The organism is Mesorhizobium sp. P2_A8 (genome assembly GCF_056404935.1).
Genome location: NZ_JBFUDB010000003.1, coordinates 184,229 through 202,273 on the forward strand (window position 1 = coordinate 184,229; position 18,045 = coordinate 202,273).

Annotated in this window: 13 protein-coding genes; 3 read left to right on the plus strand and 10 right to left on the minus strand. The window is 60.4% G+C overall.

Annotated elements, in window-relative coordinates:
* Positions 1-13: 13 nt before the first annotated feature.
* The 8 genes from AC1D10_RS10470 to AC1D10_RS10505 all read right to left on the minus strand — a co-directional run bounded on the left by AC1D10_RS10470 (position 14) and on the right by AC1D10_RS10505 (position 11,475).
* Positions 14-1,345: an NAD(P)/FAD-dependent oxidoreductase gene (locus AC1D10_RS10470; RefSeq protein ID WP_477271280.1), complete on the minus strand. Its 1,332-nt coding sequence runs from the start codon at positions 1,343-1,345 to the stop codon at positions 14-16.
* A complete protein-coding gene (locus AC1D10_RS10475) occupies positions 1,342-2,859 on the minus strand; it encodes an aldehyde dehydrogenase (protein ID WP_477271282.1) in 1,518 nt (505 codons plus the stop codon). Before AC1D10_RS10475 ends, AC1D10_RS10470 begins: the two co-directional genes overlap by 4 nt.
* Positions 2,852-3,763, minus strand: a complete 912-nt coding sequence (locus AC1D10_RS10480; RefSeq protein ID WP_477271284.1) for a dihydrodipicolinate synthase family protein — start codon at positions 3,761-3,763, stop codon at positions 2,852-2,854. Before AC1D10_RS10480 ends, AC1D10_RS10475 begins: the two co-directional genes overlap by 8 nt.
* Complete coding sequence (locus AC1D10_RS10485; RefSeq protein ID WP_477272074.1) at positions 3,760-4,470, minus strand: GntR family transcriptional regulator; 711 nt, start codon at positions 4,468-4,470, stop codon at positions 3,760-3,762. The genes AC1D10_RS10480 and AC1D10_RS10485 overlap by 4 nt, the downstream gene beginning before the upstream one ends.
* Before the next feature lie 590 nt (positions 4,471-5,060).
* On the minus strand, positions 5,061-7,145 hold the full coding sequence (locus AC1D10_RS10490; RefSeq protein WP_477271286.1) for a sensor histidine kinase: 2,085 nt from the start codon (positions 7,143-7,145) through the stop codon (positions 5,061-5,063).
* Between the two features lie 129 nt (positions 7,146-7,274).
* Positions 7,275-9,263 carry an ABC transporter ATP-binding protein/permease gene (locus AC1D10_RS10495; protein ID WP_477271288.1) on the minus strand — a complete coding sequence of 663 codons (1,989 nt, stop codon included), beginning with the start codon at positions 9,261-9,263 and terminating at the stop codon, positions 7,275-7,277.
* 372 nt (positions 9,264-9,635) lie between these two features.
* Positions 9,636-10,538 carry a DUF1194 domain-containing protein gene (locus AC1D10_RS10500; RefSeq protein WP_477271290.1) on the minus strand — a complete coding sequence of 301 codons (903 nt, stop codon included), beginning with the start codon at positions 10,536-10,538 and terminating at the stop codon, positions 9,636-9,638.
* A 1-nt stretch (position 10,539) separates the two neighbouring features.
* A complete protein-coding gene (locus tag AC1D10_RS10505) occupies positions 10,540-11,475 on the minus strand; it encodes a DMT family transporter (RefSeq protein ID WP_477271292.1) in 936 nt (311 codons plus the stop codon).
* A gap of 155 nt (positions 11,476-11,630) precedes the next feature.
* Between AC1D10_RS10505 and AC1D10_RS10510 the strand changes: the two genes are divergently transcribed.
* Positions 11,631-13,616: a BTAD domain-containing putative transcriptional regulator gene (locus AC1D10_RS10510; RefSeq protein ID WP_477271294.1), complete on the plus strand. Its 1,986-nt coding sequence runs from the start codon at positions 11,631-11,633 to the stop codon at positions 13,614-13,616.
* A gap of 291 nt (positions 13,617-13,907) precedes the next feature.
* Here the strand turns inward: AC1D10_RS10510 and AC1D10_RS10515 are convergent, their stop codons facing one another.
* Positions 13,908-15,299, minus strand: coding sequence for an FAD-binding oxidoreductase (locus AC1D10_RS10515; RefSeq protein ID WP_477271296.1), 1,392 nt, complete (start codon positions 15,297-15,299; stop codon positions 13,908-13,910).
* 479 nt (positions 15,300-15,778) lie between these two features.
* On the opposite strand from AC1D10_RS10515, the gene AC1D10_RS10520 reads away from it, so the two are divergent.
* Positions 15,779-16,183, plus strand: coding sequence for an MAPEG family protein (locus AC1D10_RS10520; protein ID WP_477271298.1), 405 nt, complete (start codon positions 15,779-15,781; stop codon positions 16,181-16,183).
* Positions 16,184-16,232: 49 nt separating this feature from the next.
* Here the strand turns inward: AC1D10_RS10520 and AC1D10_RS10525 are convergent, their stop codons facing one another.
* Positions 16,233-16,514, minus strand: coding sequence for a hypothetical protein (locus AC1D10_RS10525; protein WP_477271300.1), 282 nt, complete (start codon positions 16,512-16,514; stop codon positions 16,233-16,235).
* Positions 16,515-17,035: 521 nt separating this feature from the next.
* On the opposite strand from AC1D10_RS10525, the gene AC1D10_RS10530 reads away from it, so the two are divergent.
* Complete coding sequence (locus AC1D10_RS10530) at positions 17,036-17,323, plus strand: hypothetical protein (RefSeq protein WP_477271302.1); 288 nt, start codon at positions 17,036-17,038, stop codon at positions 17,321-17,323.
* Positions 17,324-18,045 lie beyond the last annotated feature (722 nt).

Sequence of the window (18,045 nt, forward strand, 5' to 3'; positions counted from 1 at the left end):
TGCGCGGCGAGGGTCATCCCTCGCGGCCTGCACGCAATTCCTGCAATCGGATCACGGTATTCACGCCAAGCCATGCAAGCGGCTCCGGAGGGAGCCTCTTGGGCTCCGGCTGATCCGAGAATTCGTCGAGCATGTGCGAGCGGGTGCCGGTCGCCAGATCGGCGGCCATGACGCCCGCGAGCGTGCTTTTCACGGTCCCGAGGCCGTTCTCGCAGCACGCCGAGTAGAGGCCTTCTTCGATCTCGCCGAAGGCGGGCACATGGTTGCGGCTGAGGCAAAGCCGTCCGGCCCAGACATGCTCGAAAGGCACGTCCCTGAGGTCGGGAAACCTGGCGTCCAGCGAAGTCCGCTGCTCGGCGGCGATCCCGGCCAGGCGCTTCTCACCGACCTGGACGGCCCAGTCGTAGGTGAACCGGGTCCGGATCACGATCCGCGAGCTTCCATCGGAGCTAATCTTCCTGACGGTCGCGCCCATTGGATCGGCCGGAAGCAACGCCCACCTGTCCTTGCCCGTCGATCTTTCGGTGAAGGGCGCGGTCATCGATGCGTAAGTGAAGATGTGCATCAAGCGGCCGCGGAAATGACCGAAGTCCTCGATGTGGCCGTTGACGCCGAGGATGACTTTCGGCGCGCTGATGCTGCCTCGATGCGATATGGCCTTCCACGCCCCGCCGACACGCTCAAGTCTGAGCACCGGCGAGTGCTCGAATATGTCGACCTTCGATGCCAGCCCGGCTGCCAAGCCGCGAATATAGTCGGCGGGCTGGATCACCACCGCGCCTGGCGTGTAGAGACCTCCCAGATAGTAGGACGATCCGGTGATCTCCCGCATCTCGGCCGCATCCACAAAGCGGTGCTCCTCGCCGATGCTAGCGAGCGAGCGGCCATAATTTGCGTTGAGTCTTATCCCGCGCTCTGTCGCGGCAGCATTGATCTTGCCCGACGGATCGAAGGTCCGCACCGACATGTCATACTCGGCCGCAGCGTCGGCGGCGAAGGAGATCGCAAAACGGTTCTGGGCGATCTCCGTCTTTGTCGCGGCCCCGTCGGCGACAGAATACTCGCCCGACGAGATATTGTGCGGGACATCGATCATGTAGCCGGAGTTCCGGCCCGCGGTGCCCTTGGCGATCTCCCCCGCCTCCAGTAGGACGATCCTGTCGCCGGGCCGCAACTGAGACAGCCGCCGCGCCGCGGAGAGGCCGGCGAAGCCCGCACCGATGATCAGCCAGTCGGCCGACACGTTGCCGTCGAGCGTCCGGACGGGGAAGCAGCGTCCGCTGAGCGCCTCCCAGCCCGAGGTTCCGGATTCCGCCGGAAGCCGCTTGACGACGATTTCGTTCATCTGACGGTCTCGTCGACCGAACGATCCGAGACGTCGATCCAGACCGTCTTCAATTCGCAGTAGTTGTCATGCGCGAAAACCGACTTGTCGCGGCCCCCGAAGCCGGACTCCTTGTAGCCGCCGAACGGCGTCGTCGCGTCGCCTTCGCCAAAGCAGTTGACGGTTACGACGCCGGCTCGGATTTCGCGCGCAAGCTTGATCGCCTTGCGCAGGCTGCCGGTGTAGACGGATGCGGTCAGGCCATAGTTCGTGTCATTGGCGAGCGCCACGGCTTCGGCAAGCGAATTGAACGTCGTGACCGAAAGGATCGGTCCGAAAATCTCCTCCCGAAACAGGCGGCTTGCGGGCGTAACTCCGTCGACGACGGTCGGCTCGATATAGATGCCCTTGTGCGTGGCCCCGCCATGGGCGATGGCGAGCTTTTCGGTCTTCACGTCACCGAGGAAGGATTTTACCTTCTCGAAATGGCTCTTGCTGACGAGTGCGCCGATGCGGTTTTCCGGATCGAGCGGATCGCCCGTCTTCCACTCGCGCATGTAGGCGCCGATGCGCTGCAGCAACTCGTCCTTGATGCTGGCGTGAACGATGAGCCTCGACGTCGCCGAACAGTTCTCACCCATGTTCCAGAACGCGCCGTTGACCACCTGCTCGGCGACGAGGTCGAGATCTTCGGCATCGTCGAGAACCACCGCCGGGTTCTTGCCGCCGCATTCGAGGACGACGCGCTTGAGGTTGGAGTCCGCTGCGTAGTGCAGGAAGCGGCGACCTGTCGGTGTCGATCCGGTGAACGCGACCATGTCGACGTCCATATGCATGCCGATCGGTTCGCCGACCTCCTTGCCGCCGCCCGTGACAACATTGAAGACGCCCGCCGGGATACCCGCCTCATGCGCCAGTTCGGCGACCCGAAGCGTCGTCAGCGTCGTCTCCTGTGCGGGCTTCACGAGCACCGAGCATCCCGCGGCAAGTGCTGGACCGATTTTCCAGGCCAGCATCAGCAGCGGAAAGTTCCAGGGCAGGACGCAGCCGACGACGCCGACCGGTTCGCGCACGACCATCGTCAGCGCGTTCGAACCCACGGGAGCGACGCCGTCATAGAGCTTGTCGATCAGTTCGGCGTGCCAACGGATGGTGTGGATCGTATCCGGAACATCGACGGTCTGGCATTCGCGGACCGGCTTGCCGCTGTCGAGGCTCTCCATGACCGCAAGCTCGTGGCGGTTGTCCTCCATGAGCTTGGCGAACTTGATCAGCACGGCCTTGCGCTCGCCGGGCGAGCGGAGATGCCAGCGTCCGTCGTCGAAGGCTTGCCTGGCCTTGGCCACGGCGAAATCGACATCGGTGGCATCGCATGCCGCGATCTCGGCAAGCGTGTCGCCCGTCGCCGGATTGGTCGTCTTGAATGTCTTGCCGGAATTCGCCGGACGGAACGCGCCGTCGATGAAGGCATTGGTCGGAAATTGAAGGCCTGCGGCAATCGCCTTGTATTCGGCGGCGGTCAATGGTTCATGCATGGTTTGCTCCCGACGTGATCTGGGCGACCGTGCGCTTCAAGGTGGCGACGACGGTCTGCAGACCCCGCTTTTCTTCCGAGTTGAGAGGGCGCAGCGGCGCCCGCACAGGGCCGGCCTTGAGGCCGATCAGCTCACAGCCATGCTTGATCGACTGCACGAACTTCCCGCATTCGAGGAAATCCATGAGCGGCAGCATCGCCGTCATGATGGCGCGGCCCTTGTCGAAGTTCTTTTCGAGGACGCAGGCCTCGTAAAGTGCGACGTGTTCGCGCGGCAGAAAATTGGAGCCGGCGCAAACCCAGCTCCTGGCGCCCCATGCAAAGAATTCGAGCGCCTGGTCATCCCAGCCGCAAGAGAGCGCGATATGCGGGAATTTCCGCGCCAGCAAATGGAGGTTGCCCATCTCGCCGGAGCTCTCCTTGATGGCGACGACGTTCCTGGATTTGCCGACGCGGGAGAAGTAGTCCTCTCTCATCGTCACCCCCATGCGGGCGGGGTAGTTGTAGAGCATGATCGGAAGGTTCGCGGCGCGGTCGACCGTGAGCGCGTGAACCGCATTCTCACGTTCCGTAGGCAAGGCGTATGGCGGCGACGACACAAGGATAGCGTCGGCTCCGATTTCCTTTGCCGCCTTGGCGTATTCGACCGAGTCTTCGGTCCTGATGGCGCCCGTTCCAATGATGAGCGGAATCCGGGTACCAATCACCTCCTTGGCATAGGCGGCGAGATCAAAGCGCTCCTGGGCGCTCTGGGCGTAGTATTCACCCGTCGATCCGCCAACGATGATGCCGTGCACCCCGGCTTCGATGAGCGACTCCAGAACAGCCGCGAAGGCGTCACGGTCTATCTGCCCCTTCGGGTCGAGAGGTGTGATAGCGGGCGTGTAGATACCTTCGAACTTCAAGACGGCTCCTCCGTCGATGCGGCGGGCATTCCGACCAGCGCGTCCGCCTTCAATCCTTGCGGGGCGATAAACATCTCCATGTTCTCGCGCGACAGTTCCCAGTGCTCGAATACGAGGTCGACGACCGTGTCCTCGTCATGCGAGCCGATGGCGGCGATGAAGCCATCATGGTGGTCCGCAGCGAGCCGCAGACGCCGGTGCATGTCATCAGTACGGGGCCGGAAGAAAGTGTGGCCGATGCGAGCGTGGTCGATCAGCAGTCGGCCAAGGCTCGGCTGCAGGTAGGCGTTGCCCGACATCTCGCCGATGATCTCATGGAAGCGATTGTTCTCGAGAACCATGGCGAATGCGTCGCCGGTGACGCTTGCCGTACGGAACCGCTCCTGCGTGTCCGTGAGGTCTGCAAGTTGCTTCGGCTTGAAATTCTGGACCGCCAGGCGGCCGATCGCGGCATAGATCATCGGCGCGACCAGGAAGAAGTGCCGGAGCGTCTGATGGTTCATGGGGACAACGCGTGCGCCGCGATTGGCACGGATATCGATATAGCCCTCCCCCTCGAGCCGGCGAAAAATCTCCCGCACAGGCGTTCGAGATAGGCCGTAGCGCTCGCTGAGGCTCACCTCATCGAGATCCTGATCGGGGTCGAGTTCCATCGTCAGGATCTGCCGCTTCAGATCGTCGTACAGACCGTTCTTCCCGCTCTTCATCGAGACCTCCGTCTGAGTTTCGCGACAACGGTTCGACCGCGTCGACGGCAAGGAATTTGCACAAACCGACGTGCGAGTCAACAGATTGTATAATCTACGTACACAACTGATGTACAGAAAGAGTACAATCGATTTGGAGGGGCCGCCGATTTAGAGGGGCCGCGACGACTCGCGGTCGAGTCCGCTGCCCAAGTCAGGCGTTGATCATCAGATGATGCGCGTCGTAGATAAGCTGCGTGAATGTTCCGGCTGGCCACGGCATCGCCGATCCGGAACAGGCGAAAACCGTTTCTCCGGATTCCGCTCGATGTCCGAATTTCGCCTTCGAGGGCTCAATGGATATCGAAGATGGCAGCAAAGCTGATTGACATAGCCCGGCTTTCTACATCCTGGCATCGCCATCGCAGCGACTGCATTTGAGACAACGCGAACTGGCCATCAGGCAGATTGTCAGGGAAAGTACGGCTGTCGTGCGGCGCTAGCAAAATTGCGGTCGCTTGTGCCTTGGCCATCCTGAGTGACATGGCCACTTCGTTCGACCTTTGGCGTGGCCGAGTAGCGCCCAACGGCAATATACTGAACCGCAATATCTAAGTTTCGCTGCTTGGGAAACGTGCTTCGGCCTCATTCGGTTCAGACAGGTTCACCCGAAAAAGGCAGACCAGTCCTGACCTTTCGAAAGTCAGCACCACTCGGCCCCCGGAATCGGAGTCGAATATGCGCTCCAGAAGCTGGGTGCCAAATCCCTTGCGCTCGACAGGACCAACGGTTGGGCCCCCGGTCTCTCGCCATTCGAGTTCAAGTCGGCGTTGGTGTTTTTGACCATCAAGCTTCCAGAAGATCGAAACCCTGCCGTTCGCATTCGACAGCGCCCCATATTTGATTGCATTCGTCGTAAGTTCATGAAGCCCGAGAGCACATGAAAGGGCGACGTTTGGCGGAAGCCAAACCGTCTCTCCGCTGATTTGAAAACGTGCGATCGGAGCATGTGGCTTGATCGATGCTGTGATCAGATCATGGAGATCGGCGCCGCTCCAGTTCTTCTGCGTCAGGATATCGTGCGCCTTCGCCAACGAGATCAGCCGGCTGGACAGGGTCCGTCCTGCCTCGGGCAATGTGGTTGCGTTGCGGATCGTCTGGTTGGCAATGGCCTGGACCACCGAAAGCGTGTTCTTGACGCGGTGGTTCAGTTCGTTGACCAGCAGTTTGCGATGCTCTTCGCCGCGTTTGCGGTCGGTTATGTCGAGGCTGATCTGCACGGCACCAATTATGCTGCCGCCTGGGCTGCGGATCGGACGCGCGCTCGAGAGCAGAAAGCGCTCCACGCCCGTCGGAAGCGTATAGGCGAATTCTTCGTTGTCGGTCAGTTCCCCGCGCATTGCCCGACTTAGGGGCCGGTCCTCCCGGCTCACGGTATGGCCGTCCTTGACCGCCACGGTATTGATCACGAGGTCGGGCGCGCCAAACGATTTGCGGGCGTCGGTCGGCAAACCCATGAGTTCCGCCGCGAAGCGATTGCGGATGACCTGAAGGGCTTTAGGGTCATAGGTGAACCAGACTGCTGCCGGCACCGTCTCCAGTACGGTCTCCAACTCATACCGGCGCTCGGCGATGGCGCCCTCTGCAGCTACCAGCGCCTGCGCAATGGCACCGAATTCGGCAACCGTGGTGGACATGGGCTCAACTGTGCGGCCCTGCCCAAGCGCCTCAGCGCGGGCGGCAAGGTCGGTGGTCGCTCCAGTGAAGCGCTTTCCAACGACGTATCCGAGGGCGGTCGACACAAGAAGCGCCAGGAGGCCGATACCGCAAATTGCCGCGAGCGAGCGCCACAGCGGCGCCTGTACCTCCGAAAGCGGCACGTTGGCGGTATAGAACCAATCGGAATAGGAGGATCGGTAGTAGCCTGCCAGCAGCGTGGTGCCCTCGAAGTTGCGGGATGTGAAGCTGCCGGAGCGGCCAACGATTTTTTCCAGATATTCCGGCAATCCGGGCTTGCCGGTCATCTCCTGATGCGACCTGGAACGAGCCACGTAACTTCCGTCGCGATCTCCAACACCGACCGTCCAGCCTTCAGGCACAGCAGGCATCATCACATCGCGAATGTGCGCGGTTGGGATAGAAATCGAAAGGACCAGGTCTTCGCCCGTCGGAGCCGGCACCCGTATGGCAACGGCGATGCGATGGTTTTTGGAATCCCTGCCGGCAAAGACATCGCTGACCAACAGTCCAGACGCTCTGAGTTTCTCCATATCCCCTGCCGGAATCGGTTCGACCGGCGGCAAATCTGCGCCGTATCCGATCGCTGTATTCAACAGTTGATTGCGACCTAAATCGCGCAAGACGATGATCCGGTCCGTCCCTTCGACCAGGCTGAGCGCCTCGCCGCGGAAAGCCTCCAGATCGCCATTGGACAGAGCAGGCGATTTCGACAGGCCGTTGAGAGTCGTTTGGAGATTGGCCAGTTCACCCTCGACGACGAGCGAAACCTGCCGGGCGGTTTGGCGTGCGTCCTGTTCGAAGCGGGACCGCTCATGCACAGCATATTGGACCAGTTGATAGGCCGCGAAGAGCCAGACGGGTATCACCGCGGCCGCGATCAGGCCAAGCAGGTGAGATCGAGCCGATCGACGAGGCAAATGCTGTTCCCCTGCCGCCTCAGAAACTTCGCCAACCATAATCGCAAGCCTGCGGACAGCAAGCGTTAGTTCAAGCGAACGCAGCGGCGGAAAACAGAGGCTATGTTTGCAAGCCGTATCCCGACCGGGCAGGCTTTTTGGTCTGCGGCAGCGCGTATTTGCTCCGGCTCATCCAGATTTTTGGTAGGTGCGCCGCCGTCTGAGAAGGCTCGCAAGCAACTTTCGTCCGCCCTTGCGCGGGACAAGATCGACATCGCTCACCAGCTTTGCGCCACCCTTGCGCCGCTCCAAGGTGATCTTTCGGCTATGGAAGGCTTCCAACTCGACCCGGTGTGCAACACTTATGATGGTGGCCGTCGGCAATTCTTGGATGACGGTCTCCATCATCTTGTCCTGACTCTTCTCATCGAGTGCTGCCGTCGCTTCATCGAGCACGATGATATCTGGGGCGTGCAAGAGGAGGCGCGCAAATGCGAGCCGCTGCTTTTCGCCACCCGACAGGGTCTGGTCCCATGGCGCGTCTTCCTCGATCTTGTCGCTCAGATGACCGAGTCCCACCTTGTCAAGCGCGGCCCTGATTTCTTTCAGCGTCCAGTTGTCGGCTGCACCGGGATAGGCGGTCGCACGGCGAAGCGTCCCCGAGGGGATGTAAGGACGTTGCGGCAACATGAACATTCGCTTGTCAGGGTGGAAATTGACGCTGCCGCCACCCCACGGCCACAGGCCCGCGATCGCCCGCACCAGCGTGCTCTTGCCTGAACCGGATTCGCCGGCGACCAGCACCCGCTCACCCGGTTCGATCGCGACCTCGGTTTCCCTGACCACGGCACTGCCATCGTCAAGCGATACGGAGAGATCGTTCAGGCTAAGTATTGCCTCGCCTTCAGTTTCGCCGAGGGTGATGCGCCCCAGGGCGTCGCTCTGCTCGGCGCGCTCGAGTCCATCGAGCGACATCATCAGCGAGGCGATGCGTCGCGCGGAAGCGTTCCAGTCGGCAAGGCGCGGGTAGTTGTCGACCAGCCATCCAAACGCGCCCTGCACGATGGCGAAAGCGGAGGCAGCCTGCATGACCTGTCCAAGGGTCATACTGCCCTCGAGAAACTTCGGAGCGCAAAGCAAGACCGGCACAACCGGAGCAAACAGACTCGACCCCTGCGACACCAGAGCGGTGCGCATGTGCTGGCCCGTCAGCAACGCCCATTGCTTGAGGACATGGGCGAAGGTCTTGTCGATGCCACTGCGCTCCTCTTCCTCGCCGCCGAGCAATGCAATGCTCTCGCCGTTTTCGCGCACGCGCGTTAGCGTGTGGCGGAATTCGGCTTCGGTCTGGTTTTTCGCCTCCGAGAGCTCGACGAAGTGGCGGCCAATGACCACCATCGAAGTGGAGGTGATGGCGGCATAGATCACCGCGGTTACAACGAGGAAGCCGGGAATGGTGACGCTCGAGCCTCCCATCGGCAGGGTGAGCGCACCGCCGATCGTCCACAGCACGACTATAAAGGTTGAAGCCGACAGAAATGCGGAAATGACACCGGCAATGAAATCGACGGGCGACTCCGTCGCAATCCGCAAATCCTCAGCGATGCGGGCTTCGGGATTCTGGTGGTCGCCGCTGACCAGGTTCAACTGATAATAGCGGCCGTTGGCCAGCCAGCGGCCGATGACCGAAGTTGTAAGCCAGGAGCGCCAGCGACGTTGAATCGTCATGCGAAGGAAGACCTGTGCCACGACGAGACTTGCGTTTCCGGCCACGAGCGGCAGGAAAGCGACGCTGAGGAAATAAACGGTGTGGGCGTCGCGGTTCTCGATGGCGTCGAAAATCGCGCGGTTCCAGACGTTGATCCCATACTGGAAACCGACGTTGATGCCGATCAGGGCCAACAGGCCGATCGTGCACGGCCAAGCGAGCCGGTCGCCATGCCGGCTCCAATAACCACGCGCGCTGATCCAGAAGCGCGTTAGGAGGTATTTCTTGCGCGTCTGCTCGGCCTCTTCGGGCGTCAGCTGTGGATCTGGTTCGATAGCTTCCGGCGGCGGCGCGGCCTCGCCGACCACCTCGGACGCGACTTCCACGGCAGGCCCCTCCTGCCGACGCGACGCCCTGGTACTACGTGGTTTGGCACCGTTGGTCGGTTTCGGTTTGGATCTAGGAGACATGCGGCCGACAACGGCTTAGAAATCAAAAGGTTTCATGACATCAGCATGAGGCCGCAGGCGCCAAGGCTGGTTATTCGTAACAGGCTCGCTATGTTCGTTCTCGAACAACTGGCTTTATTTGCCGACAACTCGCCGCTGGTCTGCTGCATCGCGCCATTTAGGGCCGATGAAGCCGCGTGCAGATCGCCGTCAAGCATTCGACTTTCAAAGGCCGCCGGGCCAATTCCTCGAGTGACGCTGCGCCAGGTGCGCGGAAGGCGTTGTGCCGCGAAACATCGTCATCGAGAATATGGATTTCGGCGACAGGGCTTTTCGCAGCCAAGTCGAGAAGACGACCCAGTACCGCCCAGCCCCGGGACAAGCGGTTTAGGCTTAGTTCTCCGCAAGGTTTGGGATCACTGGCTTGAAGAGCGCCCATCCGCCGATGGCGGGAGGTTGTGGGTCGACGTTTATGCTGACTTCCGTCACCAACTTCCGGCGAAGGGCCATAGTATAGTCGCTTGGGCCCTTCGGGGTTATGACGAAGGCTTGCGAACCGCCAATGACCGATTGGGCGAAATAGGATGCCAATGGTTGTTCAGGATTCTCATCTTTTGCTGGAATGGCGATTGCATTGATTGTGTATCCCTTGGCAACGGCGTTGAGCCTGCTCGGCTGAACAGGAAGTCCGTCGTTGTTCTCACCATTGGAAGAGATGTCGATTACTTTCTTGGCCGCGTTTCCAGGGAACTGGTCGAGCAGAAGGCATCCGACGTCGATGGCCGCGGAAACGGATGTTCCGCTTCGCCCTCTGCGAATATGGCCCGTATCTCCTTTCTTGCTGATCACCGACGCAGCCGCCTTGGCATCTTCCAGCCCACAGATATTTGTCCACGGCAGCACAATGCGTGTGTGCCCGGGACTCGACCATTCAAAGTAGGCCACGCTGATGCAGCCAACGTAGTTCCGCGTGATGGCCGCAATGATCTCTGGCGAAGTGAGCGCCGCAGCATGTCCCTCGCGCTGCAGGTCGGCAATCTCCGGATCAATCGAGGACGAGAAATCGACCGCGAATACGATGGCAACATCGACGTTGGCCGCGTGTGCCTGCAGCCCCCAAAACACCGAAGCGGCAAGGGTTCCCGCCAGTCTCAAGTATGAGCTGACCTGCTTTGCCGGCCCTCTGGCAGATCGTTTCAACGGCTTCAGAAAGTCACCGCGTACCGCCTGCGCCTGCTCGCGGAAGGAGACCGCTGCAGACAAGGCACCTACGTCCTGATGCGCACTTCCGAACATGTCATTCTCCATCTCGACAACCGGTCGTTTTCAAAGCGGCCATTTTCAACATGTGGAAATTTGGCGAGGGGCCTTGGTCCCGCGGCGTTCGGTTCGACAGTGCGACGGACAGGATCGCACCGAGAATGATCGCGGCACCCAATGCGCCTGCCGGTGAGTTCCGTTCGCCGAGGAAGATCGCCGCGCCCAGCGCCCCGAAGACGCTTTCGGCACTGACGATCACGGCGGCATGACTGGCGGGAGTGAAGCGCTGGGCGGCAATCTGTATGCCGAAAGCGATTGCGGTGGAGAACACGCCGAGGACTGCCAGGTCCGGGCCGGCGGCAAATGCACCGGCCAGCGACAGATTGCCTTGCAGTGCCGCGAGCGGCAGGACGAAAGCGGCGGCGCCGAGGAACTGCGTCGCCGCGGCCGTGAACGGTCGCGCGTGGGCCTGCATGTGCCGGCCAAGCTCGACCATCCAGAGCGCATAGCAGGCAGCCGACAGGATGGCGGTGAGATCGCCGCCGCTGAGACCGGCGATCCCACCGGACAAAAGCAGGGCACCGAGCACGGTCAACCCGGCGGCGATGGCAAGGCTCGCTGTCGGACGTTCGCCGTTGAGCAGCCAGGCGGCCAGTGGTGTCATCACCGTTGCCGTGCTCACCAGGAAGCTTGCATTCGTGACCGTGGCGCCGAGATAGCAAAGCTGCTGAAGCGTGATGGAGATGGCAAACAGCACACCCACCCTGGCCAGACTGGAGAAATAACCCGGCCCGGCAGGCAGTCGCCTTTCGATCAAGACAAAGGGCAGTACAAGCAGCCCACCGATCAGGCAGCGCAGGCCGACGGCACTCAGTGCGTCGAGATGAGCAAGCACTGTCTTTTGCGCGACATTGCCGAGGCCCCATAAAGCAGCTGCAAACAGCAGCAGCAAATTGGCTCTAGTCTTGGACACCCGCCACCCCCTCGAGCCAAAGCCTGTTGCTGGCTCGGTCGCCCTAGTTTAGCGAAGCCTAATTGACCTTGCGTCACGACAGCGCTTGAGGGCGGGGCGCTACAGTTTGCGAAGCGTTAGTTTTGAGTTAGAATTTCGTCAGGCTGGGAGAGCGAATGCAAAATAAGAATAGCAGCGCTGCAAATAGAATCTCGCTCTTCGGCGGTTTCCGGATCGAAAATGAAAAGGCGGATCCGCTCCGGCTGACAGGGAAACGGGGTCCCGCGATCATTGCTTATCTCGCCCGGTGTCCAGGCATGGTGGCGACCCGGGAGAGACTGGCTGATCTGTTTTGGGGTGACAGCGATAGCGAACACTCGCGCAATAGCCTGCGGCAAACCCTCAGCGTCTTGCGCCGGGATCTGTCGCGAGCAGGTGTGGATCTCATCCATTCCCGCGGGGAGTTGATCGGCCTTGCGCCGGACGCGGTTCGGGTTGACGTGGCGGAGTTCGAAGCAGGCCTCTCGGCTCGTTCCGTGCCGGAACTCGAAAAGGCTCTGGCGAACTATACCGGGCCATTCCTCGACGGGCATTATCTGGGAAGCAATGGGTTCGATGACTGGGTCGCATCCGAACGCGACAGGCTGCTGAGCCGCGCACTCGAGGCTTTCGAAAAATTGGCACGCCTCGTCGACGCAGAAACCGGGGTCATCCTGGTTGATCGTGTTCTGGCCATGGAACCGACGCGGGAAGAATCCTATCGGCTCAAGATGGAATTGCTCCTCGCATGTGGCCAACGCGACAGGGCGATCAGGACATACGAGGCTTGCAAAAGCATGCTGAAGAAGGAGTTTGGGGTCGAAGCCGGCCCGGAGACGCGAGCGCTTTGGCAATCCATGCTGTCTGCTGCGGACACTGCGTCAAATATGCAGTCGGCAAGTGGTATTCCGGCCGGCCAGCGTCTCGGGCGCCCGTCCATCAGCGTTGCCGACTTCATCAATCTGACCGGAAAGCAAGGCGACGACTTTTTCGCCAAGGGACTCGTCCAGGACATCACCACAGCCCTCTCCGAGGTGGCCGACTATGTCGTGCTCTCTGCGCTTCCGTCCATGGAGAAGAACGGCCCAGGCGAAGAAGCCAAAACGCCGGGGATGCGCCGGGCGCGATATATGCTCAGCGGCAGCGTCCAGAGATCCGGCAATGGGCTGAGGGTGAACGTCCAGCTTGTCGATGCCGCTGGCGGCCACAACGTCTGGGCCCAGAAGTTCGACGGCCACTCCGAGCACGCGCTGGAATTCCAGGACAGGATCGCACAGTCTGTTGTCCTGGCAGTGATCCTCGACCTTCAACTGACCAATTGGAAAGTCCGCGACAAGAGCCCGCCTGGTCCTCCTGAAGTGCGCAGGTTGGTGAACGAGGCTCTCATGAAGTATTTTGAGATGACTCGGGACTCGCTATCGGTCGGGATAGAGCTTGCCGAGAAGGCTGTCTCGATAGGTCCCGACAACGCTCGTGCGAAGCGGACGCTCTCGATCGTAATTTCCATGGGCGTGGCGTTTGGCTCGCTGCCCCGGGAGCCGGGCCAGATCGAGCGTGCGGTCGAGCTTGCGGAAGCAGCGGTACGGGCGGTGCCTGACGACGAAATTGCCCGCTGCATCCTGTCATTCGCTCTCGAAAGTTCCGGCCGCATCGACGAGGCGATCGCCGAATGCCAACATGCGATCAGCCTCAACCCAAGCTATCCGACCGGCCACGGCGATATTTCGATGCTCTTTGCGTTGCGCGGAGAGGTCAGCGAAGCAGTGCGTGAGGCCAACGAGGCAATCCGGCTCGGAACGCATGACGTAATCGACTTCTGGCGTCACCATGCCTTGGTTGTTGCACTGTTCGCGGGCGGAGACGATTGGCGGGCGCTCGAAGTCGCCCGCAGGGTGGTCAGGACAAAGCCGGGATTCGTTCGCGGCGCCCTCTATTGGGCTGCGGCCGCCGCGGCAACCGGAAACAACGACGAAGCCTCACGGGCCGTCCATCACTGCCTGTCACAACTTCCACATCTCAACCTGGATAATGTTTGCCCCGGCTTTGTGCCACGCTATGTGAAGGATCATCATCACGCGAGATTCCTTGAAATGCTGTCGAGGGCCGGCCTTCCGAGTTCCTGATGCGATCACGAAGAGACAGATCGAGATGGATGCGGTCCGACGGTTCGCTAGGGTCGAGATCGGCCAGCTTCCGGGCCACTTCAGCACCGGTGGTAAGCCCGCGCCGAAACGCTGAGCTTTTCGCTGGCATCCTTGAGCAGCGACAGGCCGCCTGCATCATGCGACGTTCGCATGGTCGCTCAGGCGAAAGCTTCGGTAGGCATCAGGGTCTCGGCAGAACGGCTGCTTTCCTGATCCATTCGACTGGAAGCGGACCGACCGGCGGCCACAGGCTGCCGGGCGGCAATGCGCCTAGTGTGTCGCGGCCGAGATGTTTTGGTTGACGCTAAAAAAGTTCGTCGGGTCATATTTCCGCTTTACCTCGGCAAGCCGACTGTAGTTGTCGCCGAAGGAGGCGCGGATCATCTGGTCCGCGGGCTCGCTCTGAAAGTTCAGAAGGTGCATGCCGCTCGAATGCGGCTCGAACGCATCAAACATGGCCCGCACCCAGGCAATATGCCTTTCACTTTCGGCCGGATCCGCCCACTGTGCAGTCATCCCGATGTTGTATTCTGCGTTCCGCTGGGCGAAGGCGGAGTCCGCGCGACCGATGCGGCCTGGCGCGCCGCCGTAGAACTCCACGATGCAGGCCGAAAGAGGCGACTCCATCCGATTTCCATGCTCGACAAGCAGGTCGATGATCGTGTCGGTAAGCTGGGGAACGAAGCTCGCCTTCCAGTAATTGTGGGTACCGTTCGGGAAAGCGCCGTCCAGCAGCTTCTGCATCGACGGGAAGGGCATTGGCTGGATGGCGTCGAGCAGCGGCGGACCGAAGGCTCGCAGCGGCGCCAGCACACGTGCGCCTTCTTCCCCCTCGCCGCACCAGCATGAGATTATGCCGACCGCCGGCATGCCGTCCGGCGTCGTCAGCATGGCCGCGTAGGCAGTCAGTTCCTCCGGTGCCGTGGCCATGAAGTCGCGATAGAAGCGCAGCACCTCGCCGGACTTGTCGCGGGCGTGAACAATCAAGCCGCCGAGCACCGAAGATATTTGCTGCGCTCGGAAGGTGAAGCAGGTGACGATGCCGAAATTGCCGCCTCCGCCGCGCAAGGCCCAAAAGAGGTCGGGGTGTTCTTCTGCGTTGGCCGTCAGCAGGTGTCCCTCCGCCGTCACCAGCTCAAACGAGATCACATTGTCGCAACTGAGCCCGTGCTTGCGCACCAGCCAGCCTACGCCGCCGCCGAGTGTCAGACCGGCAACGCCGGTCTTCGAGACGACGCCGACCGGCACCGCAAGCCCATGCAGATGCGTTTCGCGATCGAGGTCACCAAGCGTGGAGCCGCCCTGCACCCGCACAGTCCGCGTCTTGGGATCAACAAGCACGCCACGCATGGCGGAGAGGTCGATAACGATGCCGTTGTCGCATAGAGCCCGCCCGGCGACATTGTGACCGCCCCCACGCACCGCGACCAGAAGGTCATTTCTAGACGCGAATTTCACCGCCTGGATTACATCGGCAACACCAAGGCAGCGTGCGATCACTCCCGGGTGTCGGTCGATTGCCGCGTTCCAAATACGACGTGCCTCGTCGTAGTCGGCATCAGCGGGCCGGATTAAGCGTCCAGCCAACCCGGAAGCGAACTCATCGATAAGATCGGCGCCAATCGGCATTCCACTGCGGTTTTGAAGCTCCGTCTCTGCCATATCCTCCTCCTCAACCTCATCGCCTAAGCTCAAGCCTCGGGGCAAAAAGTAGCATAACACCAGCTGGCGGGCTTGTGATGCCGAAAACACCTCGATCCGATCAGTGGCGATACCGTCGCAGACGCGCCGCTGTATCTCGTGCGCGGCCTCGCGCGGTCGTCGGTTACCCCAGTCGTTGAGCGCAGGTCTCTCTTGGAGCTCCTTGATTGTGATCTCACAAAGCACACACCAAGATTGAAAACACCGTTCGATACCTCGGCGTGGACATAGAAGATGCACTGACCGTCGCAGAGGGAACTGAAATCTGAACACGGTGGCCGCCCCGGTTCCGGTCTCGGCCGCCATCTGAGCAGTCATGCACGGCGATGCTTGGTGGAAAACGGAAGTCAGTAGATAGGATCACCTACCCGTGTTGCGCATTAGGGGTCATGATCGCATTGTGATCGAGCGGCCCAAAGGGCGAACAACGGGGGCGGCACATGTCGGCGAGTGCTTATGCATTGACTGGATTCATCTCGTGGGCACTGGCCCTGCTGATCGTGATGGAAGTCATCCGGACCTACCTGGTGATCTCTGGGCAAGTCGCGGCAAACGGCTTCACGCCAGATAACGCAGCACTCACCCCCTTCATGCAGCGGTTGGCCCGCGCCCACGCCAACTGCATTGAAGGGCTTCCAATCTTCGGAGGTCTGCTAGGCGTCGCGATCATCATTGCAAAAACAGATATCACGAATCCCCTGGCCTACACGCTGTTAGGCGCACGGATAATGCAGTCGATGATCCACCTCGTCTCCACGACCCAGCTCGCGGTCAGCCTCAGATTCACCGCGTTCGCCGTGCAAATGGTGATCGGTGCGTATTGGTCCTGGATGCTGTTGATCTGAAGAGTGCCGCGACTTCAGAACCACGTCGACCAAGACCGTCTGGTCTTGATCAATGCGCCACGCCATCGGATGCGTGCAGGAGTTTCCAGGTCAAGCCGATGCGGCCGTCGAACTGGGATGCAAAATGTTCGGCGGCGACGCCTTCCAGGCCGTCATCCACAAGAGCTTCGATGCTTCGTCGCACCAGCGCGAGTTGCATCTCGCGGGCGTGTGCCAGGTCTGCCTCTCTCATGATTTCCGTGACGTGGTAGGCGAGAACGGGCTGGCCGAGGCAAGATGTGAGCGCGCTCGCTTCTGACGTCACCGCCGCAACTGCATCTTCGATCTTCATTCTGGCGCTCCTCATCAAACATGATGCTGGCGCCTCCCTATTAGACGACGGTGTTCCGTCGCTTCTTTTTCAATTTCAACTTGTCGCGAGTGAAAGTACACGTGCGCGAACAGGAGAATTACCCTCTTGTTCCAGTCTCCTTGAGCAGCCTCGCTACCCAAATCAAGTATGCTGCAAAATTGAATCAAAGGCGACCGGATAGTTAATCGATGGTTAATGGCGGCGCTCGCATCTCAGGCGTTCGCGCATGAAACATCGGGCAGGTCTGCTTTGCGCCTCCAACAAGTGCCGAGCGGCAGACGCGCTCGGCCGGAGCGTCTAGCATCAGGTGGGTGATTGGTTGGGTCCCAAACCAATTTCCGCCTGCCGCGCTCCACGTTATTGCAAGACGTTCAAATTTGAGCTTCCGCACTCATGCTTTGTCGAGAGTATCTATTGTAGTCTCTTAGCCTTCTGCGCCGTAAGTTTTAGCCGTTTTGAATCGCCGCCGGCGACGATGACGACGAAAATAGGAGAACTCAATGACTCGCAATCACGTTGAACGTCTTGGAGAGTTCAGGGAAATCCTGGTCGCGACTCGACGCGAAGGAGTCCGCAACGTGCACCATACCCGCGACGCAATGCGGGCAAGTGGCTTTCAGATCGGGGACAGCGACGGCTCCAGCTACGGAGCCGAACTGAAGGCGCTCCAAGAGGAAATTGAGGCCGTCGATCGCGCCATAGAAGACGAAAAGCGATTGGCTTTGGCCCTCGAGAGCGCGGATCAATCCCGCCGACCGACTAAACCGAGAATCGTGAAGGGAACATAGAGTCAGGGACAGCCCTTGGCACCCGTGGCGTCGATCGCCTGCAGTATGGTGTAGGGCTGGTCGACGCCGAGGCGAGCGCCCCTGGAGGTCATCCGTTGTCATCAACGTCGGGAAGGGACGGCCGAAGCTGCCCTCTACGATGTCGCTGACTGCTCCGCCTTCATCTTCCTCGTCGATTTCGGCGTTCTTCAAGTGTCCGATTACGGATCTGAAACGCGATATCTGGCGCAAGCGCTAAGTCAACTACGCATAATTCTTCAGCAAAATCAAAATTTAGCGGACGATGGTACCGTTGGCTGGGATCGCTTGCGACCCTATGCTACTGTTTCTATTTGCTTTTTCCCGGTTTTCAAGACCGATTTGTATCACAATAGGTATCACAATACGTAGCACATTTGCCGCTGCCTCGTGAGCGCAACCAAAGGTACGCGGTCGAAGCCGCCGCTGTATAGTGATCCATATGCAATGTCGACTCCATGCGCCATCCTGCTTCCTTCCGCCGCGCCGAGCTAAACGCCCTCTTGTCCAAAGTGGAATTGTTGGGGCCGATGCCATGGCTATGCTCCTAGTACGAGATTGACGAAGGTCATCGTGCTTCCTCGGACCACCTGTTGCCGTATTCGTCCGAATGCGTCGGTGTTACCCGGCGCGATGGTGAGTTCGACCCTGATCCCAATCATCGTATCGCCTCGCATCTACGGCCGACGGAAACCCGGCCCTAA

Bases quoted from the DNA above. Each gene is read 5' to 3' on its own strand.
- AC1D10_RS10470 (WP_477271280.1), bottom strand. From the start codon at position 1,345: ATGAACGAAATCGTCGTCAAGCGGCTTCCGGCGGAATCCGGAACCTCG.
- AC1D10_RS10475 (WP_477271282.1), bottom strand. From the start codon at position 2,859: ATGCATGAACCATTGACCGCCGCCGAATACAAGGCGATTGCCGCAGGC.
- AC1D10_RS10485 (WP_477272074.1), bottom strand. From the start codon at position 4,470: ATGAAGAGCGGGAAGAACGGTCTGTACGACGATCTGAAGCGGCAGATC.
- AC1D10_RS10490 (WP_477271286.1), bottom strand. From the start codon at position 7,145: ATGGTTGGCGAAGTTTCTGAGGCGGCAGGGGAACAGCATTTGCCTCGT.
- AC1D10_RS10495 (WP_477271288.1), bottom strand. From the start codon at position 9,263: ATGTCTCCTAGATCCAAACCGAAACCGACCAACGGTGCCAAACCACGT.
- AC1D10_RS10500 (WP_477271290.1), bottom strand. From the start codon at position 10,538: ATGTTCGGAAGTGCGCATCAGGACGTAGGTGCCTTGTCTGCAGCGGTC.
- AC1D10_RS10510 (WP_477271294.1), top strand. From the start codon at position 11,631: ATGCAAAATAAGAATAGCAGCGCTGCAAATAGAATCTCGCTCTTCGGC.
- AC1D10_RS10515 (WP_477271296.1), bottom strand. From the start codon at position 15,299: ATGGCAGAGACGGAGCTTCAAAACCGCAGTGGAATGCCGATTGGCGCC.
- AC1D10_RS10520 (WP_477271298.1), top strand. From the start codon at position 15,779: ATGTCGGCGAGTGCTTATGCATTGACTGGATTCATCTCGTGGGCACTG.
- AC1D10_RS10525 (WP_477271300.1), bottom strand. From the start codon at position 16,514: ATGAAGATCGAAGATGCAGTTGCGGCGGTGACGTCAGAAGCGAGCGCG.
- AC1D10_RS10530 (WP_477271302.1), top strand. From the start codon at position 17,036: ATGACTCGCAATCACGTTGAACGTCTTGGAGAGTTCAGGGAAATCCTG.